Source organism: Nostoc sp. CMAA1605, assembly GCF_021596505.1.
Taxonomy (GTDB): Bacteria; Cyanobacteriota; Cyanobacteriia; order Cyanobacteriales; family Nostocaceae; genus Trichormus.
In genome coordinates, this window is the sequence record NZ_PJIZ01000028.1 from 13,600 (window position 1) to 33,550 (window position 19,951).

Consider the following 19,951-nt stretch of genomic DNA (forward strand, 5'->3'; position numbering starts at 1 on the left):
TTTCCGAATATTTGAGCAGTGTCATACCGCAAGGGGGAAAATATGACTCACAGAAAATGTCCTTTGCACAAACTTTTGCTCATTTGTATTCTCAGTATGTCTATCAGTCCCCTTCAGGTAGCATTAGCAAATTATCAGCCACCCGATGATCAAAAACCGCCAAAAGATTCCTCTGATGCTTTAAAACTAAAACCGTTAATTAATCAAAACATAGATCAGTTTCCCTTACACCCCCACACCCTCTACACCCCTACACCCCTACACCCCTACACCCCCACACCCTTACACCCCTAAACCAATTGTAAATTTGCTGAATAATCATGCCACTATAGAATACAGAGCTTTAAATTCAGCAAAGTAAAGGCTAGAAAACGCTGTGCAGATCACATTTCTAGGGACAAGTTCCGGTGTACCTACAAAATCACGTAATGTTTCTAGTGTCGCCCTCAGATTACCGCAAAGGGCAGAATTTTGGCTATTCGACTGTGGTGAAGGTACTCAACACCAACTTTTGCGGAGTGAACTGAAAACTAGCCAAATCTCTCGCATTTTTGTCACCCATATGCACGGCGACCACATTTTTGGCTTGACGGGACTTTTGGCTAGTTGCGGTTTGGCGGGAAATGTGGAAAGAGTTGATATATATGGGCCACCTGGACTAAATGACTATCTCCAAGCGGCTTCTCGTTACTCCCATACACATTTTTCCTACCCGATTAAAGTTCATACTGTCCGCCCTGGTGTCATCTATGAAGATGAGGAATTTACTGTGACTTGTGGTCTTTTACATCACCGGATTACAGCTTTTGGCTATCGCGTAGCCGAAAAAGACCGCGCCGGACGTTTTGATGTAGAAAAAGCTAAAAGCTTGCAAATCCCCCCAGGTCGGATTTATGGTCAACTCAAACGGGGTGAGACTGTCACCTTAGAAGATGGACGAGTCATCCACGGTACAGAATTATGTGGCCCGACGGAAATAGGGCGTAAAATCGCTTACTGTACAGATACGATTTATTGTGATGGTGCAGTTGAATTGGCACAGGATGCTGATGTATTAATTCATGAAGCTACTTTTGCTCATCAAGACGCAGATATGGCTTTTCAGAGACTACACTCAACAACCACAATGGCAGCACAAACAGCATTAACTGCGGGTGTGCGTAAATTGATCATGACTCACTTTAGTCCACGCTACGCCCCTGGTAATGTCGTGGAGTTGAAAGATTTACTCAAAGAAGCCCGTGCGATTTTTCCAAAAACAGAAATGGCTTATGATTTCATGACTTATGATGTTCCGAGGCGGCGAGAACTGGTTTTCAATAATTAAAGATATGGGAATGGGGCATTGGCAATAGGGCATGGGGCATGGGGCATGGGGCATGGGGCATGGGGCATGGGGTATGGGGCATGGGGCATAGGGCATTAAAGTAAAATCTACCTTGTCTCCCATTCCCAATTCCCAATCCCCAATCCCCAGTCCCCAATCCCCAGTCCCCAGTCCCCAGTCCCCAGTCCCTAACCCTAACCTGCTACCTGATGAATTGGTAACTCAACGACAAATTCTGTACCTTTACTGGGTTCAGATTGACAGTATATCTTGCCTTTGTGTTTATCTGTGACAATTTGATAGCTGATAGAGAGTCCTAATCCTGTACCTTTACCGACGACTTTAGTAGTAAAAAACGGATCGAACAAGCGAGACAGTACCTTTTCATCCATACCTAGTCCATTATCTGCAATCCGAATACTGATCCAGTCTTGATTGAGGCGGGAAGTGGAAATACGGATTTCACTGGGATGAGCTGCGATCGCTTCTGGTTTGTCTTGGGTATGACGTTCTTCTAGGGCATCAATGGCATTAGATAAAAGATTCATAAACACTTGGTTGAGTTGACCAGGATAGCATTCTATCTGGGGTAGATTGTCATAATCTTTGATGACATGAATTACATGATTATCTGATGAGGATTTTAAACGGTGTTGCAAAATCATCAATGTGCTATCAATGCCTTCGTGAATATTGGCTACTTTAAAGTCAGCTTCATCTAGGCGGGAAAAGTTTCGCAATGAGGTGACAATTTCACAAACTCGCTCAGTACCCACCTTCATTGACTGGAATAATTTTGGTAAGTCGTCAAATAAAAACTCTATTTCGGCTTTTTTGAGAAACTCTTGAATTTCTGGTGCAGCATGGGGGTGATAACGTTGATAAAGTTCTACACAGTGCAGTAAATCTTGGGTGTATTGGTTGGCGTGTTCTAAGTTACCGTGGATAAAATTGATGGGATTATTAATTTCATGAGCCACTCCAGCTACTAGTTGTCCCAAGCTAGCCATTTTCTCAGCATGAACAATTTGCATTTGAGCTTTGCGTAGTTCTTTTAAAGTCTGCGCTAGTTGATTGGCTTCTTCACGGGTTTGACCGAGTAAACTAGATTGTTGAAACAAGTTAGCTTGACGCAGTGCAACGCTCATTTGAGCCGCTACTTGGGTGACAAATTCTAATTCGCTGTCGTCCCACTGACGCGCATGGGTGCATTGATGAATACACAACAATCCCCAAAGTTCATCACCTTCTTTTAAGGGGACGACAATCTGGGCTTTGACTTGGAATTTTTCAATGATATCTAAATGGGGTACTTTTGTACCGACACTGTTGACATCAGAGATGACTTGTATTTCTCCTTGACGGTATTGGGGGGCGAACTGATCGCCAAAGCAATAGTCTTGCACCTTGACTGCAAGGGCAGAATTAAACTTAGGTACTACATCTTCGGCGATGAATTCACCACTACAAAAACCGACATGGGGATCAAAACGGAAGATTCCGACTCGATCTGCTGCTAGCGATCGCCTAATTTCTTGAACCATGCTTTTGAAGATGGTGTCTAAATCCAAAGATTCGCGGATTTTGACGACTAAATCAAATAAAATCCGGCGTTGTTCTGCCGATTGATGTAGTTCATCCATACGAGTTTGAATTTGCGTCACCATTTGGGAACTTTGCAGTGCTACTCCTAATTGACTAGCTACCTGTCCTAAAAATTCCACTTCCACATGATCCCACTGACGGGGGGCAGAATGTTGATAAGCCGCCAGCAATCCCCAGAGATTCCGCCCTACGAAAATAGGGGTTAATACATAGGCGCGAATTTTGAACTGTTCTAAAATATCTAGGTGACAACGAGAGTGTCCGGCTTGATAGATGTCGTTAACTGCAAAATTTTCATTGTTGCGGTAGCGTCCGCCTTTAGTTTCTTGTAGGTGGGTGTCTTCCCACACTAGATTTTTACCAAAGGGATTGATGCTATCCCACTGGGCTTCTACCATGCCAAAATTACTGACAAATTCGCCACTCCAGTCGGGATTAAAGCGATAAACGCCGACACGCTCAACTTTTAGTAGTTTACAGACTTCTTGACAAGTGGTTTTCAAAATCAAATCAATATCGAGGGAAGAGCGAATTTTGCCCACTACTTCCGTCAGGGCGCGTTGACGAGCGATCGCATCTTGGAGGGCGATCGCTTGTTGTCTAGACTGTGCAAAGTTATCAGCTTGCTGAATCGCCACGCCTAATTGCGCCCCTACCTGTCCTAAAAACTCAATTTCGTAATTTGCCCATTGGCGGGGGCCAGAATGTTGATAGGCGGCGATTAGTCCCCAGAGTTTTGCGCCGGTGAAGATGGGTGCTAAGACATAAGCCCGAATTTTAAATTGATCTAAAATGTCAATGTGACAGCGCGAATGTCCAGCTTGATAAATATCATTGACGGCAAAACTTTCGTTATTGCGGTAGCGTCCCCCTTGGGTTTCTTTGAGATGGCTATCTTCCCAAACCATATTTTTGCCAAAGGGTTGGATTCTGTCCCATAGGGGTTCTACTATCCCAAATTGACTGACAAATTCACCACTCCAGTCGGGATGAAAACGATACACTGCGGCTCGTTCTAGCTTCAGTAGTTTACACAGTTCTTGACAAGCCGTGTTGAGAATAATGCCCGTATCGACAGAGGAGCGAATATTGCTAACAACTTCTGCTAAAGTCCGTTGACGAGCGATCGCATCTTGTAATTCGGTGGTGCGTTGTTTGGTTTCTTCCAACATTTCTGCTTGCTGCATCCCCACACCCAAATGACTAGCCGCCTGCGCTAAGAATTCCACTTCATGGGGATACCATTGTCTAGAGGCAGAATGTTGATAGGCAGCGAGTAAACCCCAAAGTTTAGCACCAACAAAAATCGGTGCGATCGCATATGCTCGAATCTGAAACTGTTCTAATACTTCAATATGACAACGGACATGACCTGCACTGTAAATATCAGCCACAGCGAATGGTTCATTTTTCCGATAACGTCCCCCTTGAGTTTCTTGCAGATGGGAATCTTGCCAAACTAAGTCCTGGCCAAAAGCAGTCAGTGTATTCCACGGAGATTCTGCAAAACCAAAACGATTGATGAAACTACCACTCCAATCAGCATTAAAGCGATAGATGGCTATGCGCTCAATTTTCAATTGCCGACCAATATCTTGACAAGAAGTCGAGCAAAGAGACTCTAAACTCACAGATGCCCGAATTTTTGCTAAAATCCTCGTCAAAATTTTCTGGTACTGCATTACTAGCTCTAACTGTTGACAACAGTCTTGCTGGTTTGATTGGTGGCCAGTTTCATAATCGTTGATGGTCATAATTACAGAGTATATTAAACACCTTTATTTAGTGTTCCCAGATTTACCCAAACTTATTTCTTTGATTAGAGATCACAATGGAAACTAGAACTTATTGGTGATGACGATATTCAGCAAATATGCTAACAGATCAGCAAGAATGAGTGATAACCAAGCCTTAACCTACGGGAACAGGCAGAAAAACCGATATTCAGTTAGAGGGTGTTTGAAAAGTCTTCGGCTGTGATACTTACATGACTGACGCAAAAATAAACCAATTCTCTATAGAAGTTGCGCCAAATAAATGATGTAGAGACGTTGTATACAACGTCTCTACTACGCCAGGCAGTATAAATTCTTCAGTTCAATTCAGCGACAACTTCGACTTTATTAATTTGCTCTGCTAGCCAAATTGAGAATAACTCTCTAGTAATTTGCAGCCGTCGCTGTTCATCTAATGTGGGAGTAATAATTTCCTCGACAGCAATGATATGTACACCTTGGGGTGTAATGATGGGTTTGAGGATTTGGGGAGGAGTAGCAGCAAAAACCACCGCCGCAATTTCTGGGCGAAAATCTCGCCGATAACGAATTCCTTGATATCCACCTGCACGCCGAATTTCTGGGCTTTGGATGTATTGACGAGCAATTTCTTGAAAGCTAATTTCACTTTCTTTTAAAGCATAAAATAACTCTAAAGCTAAATCTTCATCATCTAAGATAACTTCATAAGTTACAGCCCCAGCATAATCAATTTTATGAGCATAAAAAAAAGGTTCAATCTTATCAGCAAATAAATGATTAGCTAATTTAGCAGAGAGTAAATTAGTTTTCGCCATATCTTCAAAGTCATCTAAAGAAAGATAATGTTTATTCAGCCAATTCCAAGTATCTTCTGCTTTGAATAATTGATAAGTAAAACGCAGACTATCAGCAGCTTGTTGCAACTCTTCTATAGAAACTTCAATCCCCGCTTGGGCAGCAGCCTCCGTAATAATTCTGGCAGTAGCGATCGCTTCTAGAAAATTCGGAATTTGGCAAGATAATTTCAGATGATAAACAATATCTGCAACAGATAACTTGATCAGCTTCGACATGATACATTCTCCCTGATAATTATTGGTGGTGATTATTGATTGGGAAATGGGGCATGGGGCATGGGGCATAGGGCATGGGGAATTGAGGTAAAATATTCCTTGTCTCCCTTGTCTCCCTCGTCTTCTTTGTCCACCTTGTCCCCGATTCCCGATTCCCAATCCCCAGTCCCCTAAAGTTCCAATCCGCCTTTTTGCAACTTCTTGAAAGGATCTAAGACAAAATCAATTACCCGACGTTGACGGATAATGACTTCGGCTGAGGCTGTTTGTCCTGGAGTGAGGAAGATACGTTTGTTACCAGCTTGGATATAAGGTTGGTCGATGATGATATCCATTTCGTAGGTTTCTGTATTACCTTGGCTGGTGGTTTGAATTTTGGAGTCGGGAGAAATCCAACTGACGCGCCCTTGAATGATGCCGTAATCTTGGAAGGGATAGGCATCAAACTTGATTTTAACTGGCATTCCCACCTTCAAGAAGCCGCTTTGTTGGCTAGGCATTTGCGCTTTCAGGATTAAAGGTGTATTTTGGGGTGCTATTTGAGCAACTATCTGGCCTGACTCAACTACGGGGCCTGGTTTATCTATGGGTAGATCAAAAATTGTGCCATCAATGGGCGATCGCACTACTCTTTGTTGTAGTTGTAGTTTTAAGGATGCAATCTTACTCTTACTTTGGGCAATGTCTGATTGCAAGTTAGTAATTTGTCCTTGCAAATCTTTTAGCTGTTCTTGGCTTTTTAATACTGCTAATTTACCAGCTTGGACAACGCTTTGATAACTACTGAGTTGTTCTTGCAGACGCAGTTGTGCTTGGCCAATTTCGGCTTGAATTTGACTAATGGTGGCTTGATAACGACTCTGTTCTTCTCTCAAACGCAACTGTGCTTGCATTATCTCTGCATCAGCTTGCAGCAAAGAGCGTTGACTATCTTCAGCAGAGTTTTCTAATTCCACAATCTTAATTTGTGGAATTGCACCCTGTCTTAACAGATAACGATACCGTCCCACCTCCCCTAAATCTCGCCGCAAACGCCTTTGCGCTAACTGCTGAATAATTTGAGTTGATTGAATTCTCTGTCTAGCTTGTTCTACTAGAGCTTGTTTTTCCAGTTTTTGTAAATTATAGGTACTTTGTTTAGCATCTAAATTCTGTTGGGCTTGATTCACCTGTGCCATTTTCTCCAAGGCTTGGGCTTGATTTTGCTGTTCTTGGATATTAATGGCTAGTATCAGTTGATTTTTGAGTAATTCCTGCTGTGCTTGGCGATTAGTGAATCCTTCTAATTGGGTTTCGGCTTGTTCGAGTTCTTTTTGTAAAACATCAGCATCTAATTCTAATAACACTTGCCCAGCTTTCACCGTCGCCCCTTCTGTCACATTGACAGTTTTCACTCTCCCAGGGACGACGATACCTAACTTTTGGGTTGCGCCTTTGGGTTCTAAACGTCCTCTGGCTGTGCCGGTTTCATCAACTTTACTCAGAGAAGCCCAAGGTAGAACAATCACCGCAAAGCTAATTAAGAGATACAGCATGGAACGAGTCCAACGCTTGGGTACAGCATCGAGTAATTCCTCAGTACCGTAAAACCAATCATTAGTCTCGTTGATATCTGATGTTTGCTCATTGAAGACATAATGCAGTTCATCCGCCTGTGGTGTGACTACTACGGATGATGAGTTGTGGGATATGTGTGGCATAAATTACTTTGAGGGAGTGGAGGCTGAGAATTGGGAATTGGGAATCGGGAATTGGGAATCGGAAAAATCTTTCCCGATGCCCCATGCCCCATGCCCCATACCCAATAACCGATGCCCATTTTTTGCAGATTTCCCAGTGATACCCAAGGCAACTAACTAGTTACAAATTAGTTGCCAGTTGTTGTTGATTTAGGTAAAAGTAATGGCCTTTTCGTGTGATTAGTTGATCGTGAGTACCGCTTTCGACTAGTAAACCACGATCTAAAACTAGAATTAAGTCTGCGTGACGCACGGTGGACAGGCGGTGGGCAATAATGATGCTGGTGCGTCCTTGGAGGATGGTTTTGAGGTTGTTTTGAATCAGGCGTTCGGATTCGGAATCGAGATGGCTGGTGGCTTCATCTAACAGTAAGAGTCTAGGATCGCCTACTAAAGCACGGGCTATGGCTAGGCGTTGGCGTTGTCCGCCAGATAACATTCCGCCACCTTCACCAATTTCGGCTTCGTAACCCATTGGCAATCTTTGAATGAAGTCATCAGCCCCAGCTAATCGCGCCGCCGTCATGACTTGTTCTAAACTGGTTTCAGGGTGAGCAACGCTGATATTTTCGCGGATTGTACCGCCAAATAAAAAGGTGTCTTGGTCTACTACACCGATTTGAGAACGGAGCGATCGCAGGGCTATACTAGTCACATCGTGGCCATCAATTAAAATTTTGCCATCTGTCGGGAGGTATAGACCCAATATGAGTTTAAATAATGTGGTTTTCCCTGAACCACTGCGCCCGACTACAGCCACGGTTTGTTCTGGTTGAATTTCAAAGGTGAGATTTTCTAAGATATTAATATCACTCTCTGGATGGTAGCGGAAGGTGACATTTTCAAACCGGATATGACCCCGTAGCTTGGTTAAAATTTGTCGGGGATGGTGGTGTAAGTCTTCTTCGGGTTCGGCTTGCAAAACATCGTTGATACGTTCGGTGGAAATCGTCACTTCTTGTAACTGATTCCACAACACTACTAGGCGTTGAAAGGGTCGAATAATGTTACCCAACAACATATTAAAGGCTACTAACTGACCGATGGTCAGTTGATTTTGAATTACCAACCATGCCCCTAACCACAGTAAGCCAGTTGTGACTACAGTTTCAATCCCAGAACTAAAAATCTGCAATTGATTACTGATAATCTGCCCAGCAAAGGTTTTCTTAATCACATGATTGAGTAATTCTTCCCAACGCCAGCGCACCGTCTGTTCAATGGCCATTGAACGAATTGAACGAATTCCCGTCAAGGATTGAATTAAGTAACTGTTCTCGTTGGCGGTAGCACTAAAAACTTCTCGGCTAATGCGACGCAAAAATGGTGTGGCGACAAGTGCTAATAAGACAAACGGCGGGACAATGGCTAAACTGACTAATGCCATTGCCGCACTGTACCAAAACATCAGCCCCACGTAAACAAACACCGTCAGTAAATCCAAGATGATTGATAGGGCTTCCCCAGTCAAAAAACGCTGGATTTTTTGGTTTTCTTGGACGCGGGAGACGATATCGCCGACATAACGCGATTCAAAAAACGCTAACGGTAAACGGAAGGTATGTTTAATAAAACCTACCAGCAGGGATACGCTAATACGGTTGGCTGTATGGTCTAGTAAATATTGTCTGAGTCCATTGACGGCGACACGAAATAAGCCAAAAATCACCAAACCTAAACCGACGGCGTTTAATGTGAGCGTGCTACCCTGAACAATGACCCTATCTAATAATAATTGGGTAAATAAGGGTGTAATCAGTCCCAACAACTGAATTAACACCGAAGCCGCAAACACCTCTAGTAGTACCCGTGAGTGAGGTCTGACTAACTCAAACATTTGCCAGAATGGGGTACTTGCTTCTTCCGCTTGTTGGAGTTGGTTAGTAGGTTGCAATAACAACGCGTAACCAGTCCAACTGGCTTTAAATTCGGTAGTGCTGAGGGTGCGTTGTCCGATGGCGGGATCGCAGACAATAACGTGTTTTTTAGTGATGGCGTAAACTACGATGTAGTGCTTATTTTCCCAGTGGGCGATCGCAGGTAAGGTTTGTTGTGCTAATTTATCCAAACTAGCTTTAACTGGACGGGTAGTAAAACCAAGGGCTTCGGCGGCGGCTGTTAAACTTTTGAGGGATGCACCGCTACGTCTGACGTTAGCTAAATCTCGGATGCGATTGACACTGAAATTTTTACCCCAGTAGCGGCTAATCATCACTAAACAAGCCGCGCCGCAGTCTGTCGCGCTTTGTTGTTCAAATAAGGGATAGCGTTGAGTAATGCGTCCCCACCAATGTCCGACTTTCACTTTAGGGCTGGGAAAATAGGCGCGTCGAGACTTGGCTTTCTTTTCTGAGGGGGGTTGTAGAGACGCGACAGAACGCGTTTCTACAACCGGGGATGGGGAGGGGTTACTTTCAATACTAGCACTAGATTCTCGAAATTCTCCCAACTGCGGCCAATATTCTAGAGCTATTTGCCAATGGTTATTTGTGAGAGTATAGATAACTGCTGATTGTGTAACTTGCCAATTACCTACATTCCCAGATGTGGTAATTGTTCCTGGGGTAAATCTGCGTCCTTGTGCATCTGTTAATTCTCCTCGCTGCAATACCCATAGTTTCACATCTTGCAAAATTGACTGAGAAAGTGAACCACTAGCTAAAGTATGACGATCAAATAAAAATAACGCTCTTAAAGCATCATCCACAGAACCGTTTTCTGGTAATAGGGAATTTTGGCTACAAAAAACCAATAAATCCCAAGTTTCGGCTTGTTTTTTCAGGCGATCGCCAATGCTAAGATGTTCACTAATCAGTGGTTGTAAAGTTGATTGTGGCAGATAGGCTAGTTTTAAATTCACAGAAGCCCTAGCCACATAAGGACTAAATTCTTGTTCAGGAAATAAAGTCAATTGACCAAAAGATGAGCCTGTAGAGAGTGTGGTGATTAAGTTCAACGAACTATCAAGTAATCTCACCTTTCCCCCAAGGATAATATATATTCCCGCCGCATCTGTCCCAGCTTGCCAAAACTGTTTAGCTATCGGCGGTGCAATTATTTCTAATCTTTGGATGCAGTCTGTTATTTCCTTTTCTGACAGCGACTCACCCAAGGTTTGGGTGAGTTGTTGGGCTAAATATTGTTGAGAAAAACCTGACGACATGAAATTAAAATTCAAAATTAGGAATTATTCTTACCCAGTCCCCAGTCCCCAATCCCCAATCCCTTCTTTATCCTCTAGCTTCTATCCCCACATTAAATGACCAATTAATATGAGGTTCCGACTGAGTTGATAAGTCAGAAATTGAAATATTATTGTCCTGAATTGATTCATTCTCTAGAGGGAGTTTATTCTTGGGTTTAGTCGAAAGTCCCATTTGTTTTAGGAGGCGATTGATATGGCGATCGCTAATACTAATTCCCAATTCTGAGGCTAAATGTTTGCTTAACCATTGGGCTGTCCAATTGGTGAAAGCGTAGCCATAATCACGGGGACTATTACTAACTAATTCTTTTAATCTGTCCATATATTGATTGTTGACAATTTTTGGTCTACCAATGGGACGCTCATTCCATTTGTGTGCTAAACCTGCTTCTGCTATCCCAATCCAGTAGCGCGCCATTTCTTGAGAACAACCAAGTTTTTCACAAATTTGACTTTGTGATGTTCCCATATCTGCCAGTAGAATGATTTCAATACGTTTACGATATTCTGGCTGTAAATTAGTTTGTAAATTTTTGAGCAAGGCTTTACGTTGAAAGGGAGTTAAAAACTTGCTCTCGTGCAAGTCATAGTGTTCAATAAGTTGTTCTTGACGAAAATAGTCAGACATAATTACTACCAGGTCATGTCTCATGTAGATTTAGGCAAAATCATTAATTTTCATCAAAAAAATTGGTTGAAATCTGAAAAATCTACCTCAAGTCTGATGATGATTTTGCTATTAGGATGTTGTTAAAACCTGGAATGTAGGTGAAGATTCACGTAGTGAATATTGAAGTTAATCAGACTGTAATTACAAATCAGAGAGATATCTAGCGATATGGCAATACTAGTAAAGGAATCGTCACTAATTCAACAGTTAAGAGTCAAATTTTTAATTCACCTGGCAATAGTTAACTCAAAAGTGACAGTCTCTCAGTTTAGTCATTTAACCTACTGCTACTTTTTTAGAAATTTTCTGGCAACTAGTCAATAGTTTTTATCCAAAAAAAGTTAAATTCATAATAATTTCATAATATCTTTACGATAAATTTATTATCAACTGACGACTCATTAGAATGTTGTCTACTGATTAAATTTATTCTGATACAAATCATGATTTAGTTATAATCACGGTTGAAAAATCATTGTCTTAAGTCTAGATATTCGAGTGGTGAGTGCTGAGTGCTGAGTAATGAGTAATGAGTAATGAGTGCTGAGTAATGAGTAATAAGTAATGAGTCAAAAGTAAATTCTGCACTCAGCACGCTGGTTATCTCGACACTCCTCTATTAATCCCCCACTTGTCAAAATTAATTGGTGAACTAATAGATATATAGCGTTTTATAGTCTGCTGAGGTACAAATTTATCCGCGTACCCTGCGGGTAGGCTTACGCCATCGTAAGAGAAGCAAACTATATCTGTGTTAATCTGCGTTGAATTATTTTCGTTTGTACTTCACTAGGGTAATAAAGACTATATTTCTGCATTTAGCTGTGGATGATTAACTGAGTATAAAAGTTAGTCAATATAGAGCAGTCAAGATTCTTTTGGTTGTTCTGTCTCTTCATAGAGATGGGAATGTAAGTAAAGGTATCTGAAGTAAATTAATTTTGCTTTATTTTTGATTCAATTCCTAGCAAAAATTTTAAAAACCATCGATTTTATAGGGAAATTATGGATAAAAAATGTAAGATTTATGTTCGTTTTACAGTCGAATAACAATTGAATTCAATAGAAAAATCGGCAATTATATTCACAGGAAGAGACAAGCAAAAGTCAACTCCCAAACACAACAAATTCATAACGAGGTAATAGTTCAATGGCTGAAATTAAAATCAACAAACTCACCACCGCTAACCAAACAGAAATGGTTGACCTCAAAAAAGAAGCTGAACAAGGTAACTCTGAAGCTATTCACGCTTTCATCAGCTTGCGTGGTGGATGTGCTTGTAAATGGCAAGTACAAGAATTCTAGTTTGATAAAACAAAATACTTGATAGTTATTTCTAGAATAACATCAAGTAGCTGTTTTAATTAACTTAATTTATGCGCCACAGTAGCACTAGTCAATATTTTGATAGTGTTACTGTGGTCTTCAACCATGAAATTTGTAATTACTTGCCTAAAAGTTTATGTCTTTGCTAGATAATTCATTTACTACTTGGGTTAATCGCCCATATTTCGACTTAGGAAAGTATAACGCAGGTGCATTACATATTCAAGCGATAGAGTTCAGCTATAATAACCTCATCGCAGATTTAAATTGCTCGGAAAAATCGATATTAATCAACCCAGTTACTATTATTCATCCAATTTCATTTCGGGAATCTTTAATTCGCGAATCTGGTTTATTTCAATACCAGATAAACAACCCGTTAGAATTAGCTGATGAGTTAAGAAATGAGCGATGGCAGAATTTGTGTAACTACTTAATTCATTATCAAGAACTCTCACTTACTACTCAGCTAAGAGTTTTATATCTCCTATCAAATTTATGTTTACATCATGCTGTGCTAGAATATTCACCAAAGTTTTCTAATACTGATATTGCTGATTGTTTAAACCGTGCCAAAATAGCTTATTGTCGGGCGATGTCTGCTTTAATGGCTAGGTCTGACGGTGGTAGTATGGAGAATCTCCAGGAACTTCAGAACATTGCTAATCATACACCACCAGGGAGCAAAATTCGCTTGAATGCGGCTATAGAGTTAGTAGCTTTATCTGCTAAGACATTCGGTGATTTAAACGCTACTCAATTTTGGAGTTCCCTAGCAACACAGGAACTAAAAAATCTTACATCTTCTTTGGATGATTTTAGCTATAAACAAATTACTAGCATCTACTATCGTGCAGTTGTGTTTGTACCTTTGTTGCAAAAAGATAGGGAAGCCGTAGTGCGTGAAATGGATTTATGTGAATCTTTAGCCGAGAGTTTGATTCACGAATATAAGAATGAAAGAGAGCAAATTACCGCACATGAAAATTTAATTACTGTGCTTGAAAGTCGTACTAAAGAAGCATTATGGTTAGGTGATATCGATTTAGCTGAAGCCAGAGCTAAAAAGATAGTGGAAATGGAACCATTCTATTCTCGATATCGTCTACAATTGGGGGAAATTTTCATCAAACAGGGTAAAGTTGCAGAAGCTGCTCAAATGTATCGTTCAGCTGCTAGGCTAGGGCCACCAGGAACTGCGATCGCTTGGTTTATGGCTGGTCAATGTCACGAAAAACTAGGTGATTTAGACATAGCTTGTGATTGTTATTTAGCTTCTATTCAGATGGATTCACTGGCTATTTCTGCGGTGGAAAGACTATATAATTTAGCTCCACGTTTGGGTAATTCTGCTTTGCTAAATTGGAGTAATATTCGTCTATCCGAATTAAGAGAACAGCAAAAAGCTATAGCTAGTCAACCCAGAACTTCTTACATCCCAGAAGCATCTTCTGCATTGAAAAAAGCGGGAGAACCTGTGATGATTTAGCAGATATCCAGATCCCCGACTTCTCAAAGAAGTTGGGGATCTAGCAACCCCCCAAAATTAACTTTCATCAAGCTGAAGATTACATTCAACTTGTTGGCTTTGTAAATTTAACCATTCATAATATAAATGTGCAGCTATTTCTTGATGTAATTTATCATCTAGTTGTCTTTGCACAATCTCCTCAACAAAAATTAAATGCACACCTTTAGCCGTCACAATTGGCTTTAAGATTTGCGGTGGTTGAGACGCAAAAACAGCAGTAGAAACTTCCGGCGAGAGATTTTGACGATTAACTAAACTTAAATATCCACATTTGCGACGTAATTCCGTATTTTGAATATATCTGTAAGCCACATCAAAATAACTCATCTCACCTGCTTTAATTGCATAAAAGAGTTCCCAGCCTAAATCTTCATCATCTAAGATAACCTCATACATCACCGCACCTAGATAATCTGATTGATGTGCATAAAAGTATGGTTCAACTTTATCTGCGAATAAGTGAACAGCTAACTTCCCAGATAATAAACTTGTGTAGACAATATCTTCAAAATCATCTAGAGATAAATGATGTGTTGTTAACCATTGCCAAGTTTCTTCCGAGTTTAACAGATGATTCACTAAGCGCATTTGATCTGCGGCTTTTTGTAGTTCTTCTGGTTCAATTTTAATTGCTGCTTGCTTCGCAGTATTTTCAATTATTTGGCGTGTGATAATCTGTTGAGTTATTTCAGGTATTTGACATGACAATTTAACTTGTCTCAGGATATCTTTGTTAGTGATAGTGATAGGGTATGACATGATATTTTGATATGGTGTGGTAGGTCAATAGTCAGTAGTCAACAGTCAATAGTCAAAAAATTTATCACAGCTTTAAACCGCCTGTTTGCAGTTGCTTAAATGGGTCGAGGATAAAATCAATCACTCGGCGTTGGCGTACAATTACCTCAGATGTAGCTGTATCACCTGGACGCAAAGGAATGCACTTATTCCCACTTTTAATACAGTGCTGTTTTAAAGAGATTTCTAAGTTATAAACAGCAACTTTACCAGTAGGAGTGTCAATTTCTGTAGTAGAAGGAGAAATATTAGCTAGTTCTCCTTCTACTACACCGTAATCCTGAAAAGGATAAGCATCAAATTTGAGTTTTACTGGTAAATTTTTCCGCAGAAAGCCGCTTTGTGTAGTAGCGATTTGTGCGCGCACAATTAGTGATGCACCAACAGGCGCGATTTCTGCAATCATAGTTCCTGGTTGGACTACAGCACCAACTTGAGAAAAGGGAAATTGAAAGATATTCCCACTTTCTGGTGCTTTTAATTCCCGTTGCGCTAACTGAATATTTAAGGATTCTATTTGTCTTTGAGTTTGAGTAATTTCTGCATCTAGAGTGGTAATTTCTGTTTGCAGATTCTTTTGTTGTTCTTCAATTCGCAATAAGGCTAACTTAGCAGAACGATTTAAAGTTTGGTAGCTGCGTTGTTGTTCATTGAGACGTAACTGTGCTTGAGTAATATCAGCCTTTCCTTGCTTGACAACTCGTTCATAACTACTCTGTTGTTCTGTGAAACGTAACTTGGCTTGTTGAATATCTGCTTGACTTTGTTCGTATAACTGTTGTTTTTCTTTGGCTAATTCTTGCTTTTCAACGAAATTAATTTCTGGGATGACTCCCTCTTGATATAGTTTACGATATCTGGCTTCTTCTTTTTGCGCGATCGCCAAACTACTTGCCATTAATTTACTCGCTGTTTTACTATGTTCAAAATTCTGTCTAGCCTGATTTAATTGAGCTAGTTTTTCTGATGTTTGCAAATCATAGGTATTTCTTAAAGCTAGTAAATTTTGTCTAGCTTGGTCAATTTGTGCTTGCTTTTCTAAAGCTTGGGATTGATTTTGTTGTTCTTGCGTTGTCAAGGCGACTACTAACTGATTTTTAGTGGAATTTAATTGCGATCGCCTGTTTAATTGTCCTTCTAATTTATCCTGTATTTGCCGTAATTCTGTTTTAGTTAAATCTGCATCTAACATTAATAAACTCTGTCCAGCCTTAACTTGATCACCTTCCCTCACTCGAATTTCTGTAACTTTACCAGATACAGCACTATCTAATCTAATTGTCTTACCTTGAGGCTCAATTCTACCTCTGGCTGTACCTGTCTCATCTACTTTAGATAACATTGACCAAGGTAAAACCAAAGAAACAACCAAGATTAAAAAATACAGTAATCCTCTCGTCCAAACTTGAGGTAAGCTATCCAATAATTCTTTAGTAGCGATAGACCAATCTGTATTTGTTGGACTGGTTATTTCGGATATCAACTCATCTTGATTATTATCTTGAATTTTTCTGCCATTTATTACATCTGTCATATTTTACCTCACATTTTTATTCCGCACCTAATTGTTGTTGATTGAGATAGAAATAATGACCACGCTTCGCCATTAATTCCTCATGTGTACCACTCTCAATTAACAACCCTTTATCTAACACCAAAATCAAATCTGCTCTCTTGATAGTAGAAAGACGATGAGCAATAATTAAAGCTGTTCTTCCTTGCAAAATTTGCTTTAAATTATGCTGAATTATTCTTTCTGATTCAGTATCAAGATGAGAAGTAGCTTCATCTAAAATCAACAGGCGAGGATTACCTAATAAAGCTCTAGCAATGGCGATTCTTTGCCTTTGTCCTCCAGATAATAACCCTCCACCTTCCCCGATTTCGGTTTCATAACCCATCGGTAACTTTGTAATAAATTCATCCGCACCGGCTAATTTAGCAGCTTCTCTAATGTCCGATAAACTAGCATTTGGATTTCCTAAAGCAATGTTCTCTCGAATTGTATTCCCGAACAAAAAAGTATCTTGATCAACTACTCCTACTTGCTGACGTAAAGAATGTAGAGAAATAGTGTTAATATCATATCCATCAATCAAGATTCTGCCCTCGGTAGGTGGATATAAACCTAAAGCGAGTTTAGAAATTGTAGTTTTACCAGAACCGCTACGTCCTACTAAGGCGACTATTTGTCCAGATTTAACTTTAAAGTTGAGATTTTCCAGAATATTGACTTCATTATCTGGGTGATAGCGAAATGTAACATTTTCAAAGCAAATATTCCCTTGGATTTGGGGAATTGATTGACGATTTGTTAGTTGTAAATCTTCCTCAGCTTCAGCATCTAAAACATCGTTAATACGTTCTACGGAAATGATGACCTCTTGTAATTGATGCCAGAGTACAGTTAATCGCTGGAAAGGTTTAATAATATTACCTAAGAGCATATTAAAAGCTACTAATTGACCAATGGATAATTGATTGGCAATTACTAAACTAGCTCCATACCATAATAAGGCTGTCGATACCATTGCTTCAATAGTATTACTAAAAATTTGCAGGCGATTACTAATTACTTGTCCAGCAAAATTTTTCTTGACCTCTTTTTGTAATAACTCTTCCCAATGCCAACGGACTGTTTGTTCTACGGATGTAGATTTAATTGTGCGGATACCTGTTAAAATTTCAATGAGATAACTACTTTCTTTGGCAATAGCATCAAATATTTCTCTAGAAATTCTTTGTAAAAAGGGTGTAGCAATCAACGCCAATAAGAAAAATGGCGGCACAATCACTAATGATAATAATGCCATTTGCCAACTGTACCAAAACATCAACCCTAGATAGACAAATACAGTCAATAAATCTAGGATGATGGATAATGCTTCACCAGAAAGTAGGCGTTGAATTTTATTGTTCTCCTGTAACCGAGAGATAATATCCCCGACATAACGAGTTTCAAAATAACTCAAAGGTAGGCGTAAAGTGTGACGAATAAATGCTACTACCAACGCGACATTTATCTTATTGGCTGTGTGGTCAATTAAATATTGCCGTAATCCCATCATGGCTACACGGAAGAGGCTAAACATCATCAACCCTAACCCCACAGCCAACAAGGTCACATAAGAACTCTGTTGTACTACACTGTCTAAAATTAATTGTGTAAATAGGGGTGTGATTAGTCCAAATATTTGGATAAAGACGGAAGCAATAAATACTTCCAACATCACCACAGAATGAGGTTTAATTAATTCAAAGAATTGCCAAAAAGGCGTGGTATTTTCTTGTGCATCTTTGAATAAAGCGGTTGGTTCTAGTAATAGTGCATATCCAGTCCAGTCCGCTTGGAATTCTTGATGAGAGAGAGTCAGCTGACCGATCGCAGGATCAGCAATAATCACTTGTTTGGTGGTAATCTCGTATACAACGATATAATGTTTTCCTTGCCAATGGGCGATCGCAGGTAACTTTTGTTGTGCTAACTGCTCAAAATTAGCTTTCACCGGACGAGTATTCAACCCCAGACTTTCTGCTGCTACTGTCAACCCACGCAGAGATGAACCATTGCGGTCAATATTAGCCAATTCTCGCAAAAGGTTCACACTAAATTGCTTTCCCCAATAGCGTGCAATCATGACTAAACAAGCTGCACCGCAATCAGATGAACTCTGTTGAGCAAAAAAAGGATAGCGTCGAGTGACTTTTTGCCACAAATGACTAACTTTTTGGCTAGGGTTAGGAAAATAGGCTTTGCTAATCTTTTTATCCTGTTTTATCTGTGTTGTAGAGTCAGAGAAAACAGGAATTTGTTCTGGCTTTTCTGAAATAGGAGTGTGAGATTTAGTCAGTAAAGAATTGAGGGTTTGCGCTTGTAACCATAAATGTTCACGAATTTGGGGATATTTAGTTATCAAGGGTGATAAAACTTCACCAGATATAAAACAAAGTTGTAAATTTGCACTAGCTCTAGCTGCATAGGGTATAAATTTGGCATCGGGAAACAAAGTAAAACAGCCAAAATACCCTCCAGTTTCTAATGTTGTGATTAATTCGCCAGTTTCATCTAATAACCTGACCTTACCACCAAGCAGAATATAAATACCTGGTTCTACATCAATTCCTTGCCAAAATTTCCCAATTTTCGGTTCTAGATATTTAAATTTTCGTTGAATATCTCGAAATTCTGTTTCAGTCAGCGAATAGCCAAGCGTATTTTGCAAAAGTTCCCTAGAAACTTCTGCTGTGGATGAATCATGCACCATAATTTTATGAATTTGTCTTGATTTTCAAAAAATGAATCGGCAATCTTTCACTCTCATTTAACAAGGTTTCACTATTGAGATTACCGATAGAAATCTGGGAATTGGTAGATATTTGGGGTGGAGTTTCTGGGGTGATAACAGGTTTAGATTTTGTCGATAAACCCATTGTTTTGAGTAAGCGTTTAATGTGACAATCACTTAACTGAAAGCCAAATTCTTTAGCTAAATGCTTACTTAACCAGTTTGCTGTCCACCGTCGAAAACCATAACCATAATTACGGGGACTATCACTAACTAGTGTTTTAAACGCTCTAAATATTCCTCATTGACGGCTTTCGGACGGCCAATTGGGGAAGTTTGCCATTGGTGTGCCATTCCACTCCGAGCAATATGTATCCAATGTCTGGCTGTAGCAGGACAGCATCCCAAGGTACGACAGATGTTTGTTTGTGATTTACCTTCATCTGCCAACAATATAATTTGAATACGTTGGCGATATAACTCAGGTAAATCTTCTGTCAAATTTTTCAGTAATAATTTGCGTTGAAAAGGTGTCAATAATTGACCATTGGGAAGATTTGCATCTTTGATTTCCGCTTCCATGATATTTTATAGCTTGGGTAGAGAATCAAATTAGATTGTGAAAATTATTCT

Annotated in this window: 16 protein-coding genes; 5 read left to right on the forward strand and 11 right to left on the reverse strand. The window is 40.0% G+C overall.

The features are described 5' to 3' along the window. Positions 1 to 96 precede the first annotated feature (96 nt). Together CV014_RS12175 and CV014_RS12180 are read left to right on the forward strand one after the other, a co-directional pair. Entirely contained in the window at positions 97 to 294 is a 198-nt protein-coding gene (locus CV014_RS12175; RefSeq protein ID WP_236142269.1) for a hypothetical protein, read from the forward strand. 82 nt (positions 295 to 376) lie between these two features. Beyond that, positions 377 to 1,327, forward strand: a complete 951-nt coding sequence (locus CV014_RS12180; protein ID WP_236142270.1) for a ribonuclease Z — start codon at positions 377 to 379, stop codon at positions 1,325 to 1,327. On the opposite strand, the gene CV014_RS12185 is transcribed toward CV014_RS12180, so the two are convergent. The 4 genes from CV014_RS12185 to CV014_RS12200 form a co-directional block, all read right to left on the reverse strand. Further along, positions 1,317 to 1,484, reverse strand: coding sequence for a hypothetical protein (locus CV014_RS12185; RefSeq protein WP_236142271.1), 168 nt, complete (start codon positions 1,482 to 1,484; stop codon positions 1,317 to 1,319). The genes CV014_RS12180 and CV014_RS12185 overlap by 11 nt on opposite strands. A 37-nt stretch (positions 1,485 to 1,521) precedes the next feature. After that, positions 1,522 to 4,686, reverse strand: a complete 3,165-nt coding sequence (locus tag CV014_RS12190) for a GAF domain-containing sensor histidine kinase (protein WP_236142272.1) — start codon at positions 4,684 to 4,686, stop codon at positions 1,522 to 1,524. Positions 4,687 to 5,024: 338 nt separating this feature from the next. Then, on the reverse strand, positions 5,025 to 5,762 hold the full coding sequence (locus tag CV014_RS12195) for a peptidylprolyl isomerase (protein ID WP_236142295.1): 738 nt from the start codon (positions 5,760 to 5,762) through the stop codon (positions 5,025 to 5,027). A gap of 170 nt (positions 5,763 to 5,932) precedes the next feature. Further along, complete coding sequence (locus tag CV014_RS12200) at positions 5,933 to 7,462, reverse strand: HlyD family efflux transporter periplasmic adaptor subunit (RefSeq protein ID WP_236142273.1); 1,530 nt, start codon at positions 7,460 to 7,462, stop codon at positions 5,933 to 5,935. On the opposite strand from CV014_RS12200, the gene CV014_RS12205 reads away from it, so the two are divergent. After that, positions 7,452 to 7,622 carry a hypothetical protein gene (locus CV014_RS12205; protein ID WP_236142274.1) on the forward strand — a complete coding sequence of 57 codons (171 nt, stop codon included), beginning with the start codon at positions 7,452 to 7,454 and terminating at the stop codon, positions 7,620 to 7,622. The genes CV014_RS12200 and CV014_RS12205 overlap by 11 nt on opposite strands. On the opposite strand, the gene CV014_RS12210 is transcribed toward CV014_RS12205, so the two are convergent. From CV014_RS12210 to CV014_RS30015, 3 genes are all read right to left on the reverse strand, one after another. After that, positions 7,623 to 10,664, reverse strand: a complete 3,042-nt coding sequence (locus tag CV014_RS12210) for a peptidase domain-containing ABC transporter (protein WP_236142275.1) — start codon at positions 10,662 to 10,664, stop codon at positions 7,623 to 7,625. A gap of 67 nt (positions 10,665 to 10,731) precedes the next feature. After that, positions 10,732 to 11,334 (reverse strand): helix-turn-helix domain-containing protein, encoded by a 603-nt coding sequence (locus CV014_RS12215; RefSeq protein WP_236142276.1) that lies wholly within the window; start codon positions 11,332 to 11,334, stop codon positions 10,732 to 10,734. A 514-nt stretch (positions 11,335 to 11,848) separates the two neighbouring features. Further along, positions 11,849 to 11,971, reverse strand: a complete 123-nt coding sequence (locus tag CV014_RS30015) for a hypothetical protein (RefSeq protein ID WP_268964649.1) — start codon at positions 11,969 to 11,971, stop codon at positions 11,849 to 11,851. A gap of 555 nt (positions 11,972 to 12,526) precedes the next feature. Between CV014_RS30015 and CV014_RS12220 the strand changes: the two genes are divergently transcribed. After that, on the forward strand, positions 12,527 to 12,682 hold the full coding sequence (locus CV014_RS12220; protein WP_236142277.1) for a hypothetical protein: 156 nt from the start codon (positions 12,527 to 12,529) through the stop codon (positions 12,680 to 12,682). Positions 12,683 to 12,839: 157 nt separating this feature from the next. Then, positions 12,840 to 14,192, forward strand: coding sequence for a tetratricopeptide repeat protein (locus CV014_RS12225; protein WP_236142278.1), 1,353 nt, complete (start codon positions 12,840 to 12,842; stop codon positions 14,190 to 14,192). A gap of 57 nt (positions 14,193 to 14,249) precedes the next feature. Here the strand turns inward: CV014_RS12225 and CV014_RS12230 are convergent, their stop codons facing one another. The 4 genes from CV014_RS12230 to CV014_RS30395 all read right to left on the reverse strand — a co-directional run bounded on the left by CV014_RS12230 (position 14,250) and on the right by CV014_RS30395 (position 19,900). Further along, the gene (locus tag CV014_RS12230) at positions 14,250 to 14,993 is read right to left on the reverse strand and encodes a peptidylprolyl isomerase (RefSeq protein WP_236142279.1); all 744 of its coding nucleotides are present in this window, start codon (positions 14,991 to 14,993) and stop codon (positions 14,250 to 14,252) included. 64 nt (positions 14,994 to 15,057) lie between these two features. Continuing rightward, complete coding sequence (locus CV014_RS12235; protein ID WP_236142280.1) at positions 15,058 to 16,566, reverse strand: HlyD family efflux transporter periplasmic adaptor subunit; 1,509 nt, start codon at positions 16,564 to 16,566, stop codon at positions 15,058 to 15,060. A 16-nt stretch (positions 16,567 to 16,582) separates the two neighbouring features. After that, positions 16,583 to 19,297 carry a peptidase domain-containing ABC transporter gene (locus tag CV014_RS12240; protein WP_236142281.1) on the reverse strand — a complete coding sequence of 905 codons (2,715 nt, stop codon included), beginning with the start codon at positions 19,295 to 19,297 and terminating at the stop codon, positions 16,583 to 16,585. Between the two features lie 294 nt (positions 19,298 to 19,591). After that, positions 19,592 to 19,900, reverse strand: coding sequence for a helix-turn-helix domain-containing protein (locus tag CV014_RS30395; protein WP_329608381.1), 309 nt, complete (start codon positions 19,898 to 19,900; stop codon positions 19,592 to 19,594). Between the last annotated feature and the right edge of the window lie 51 nt (positions 19,901 to 19,951).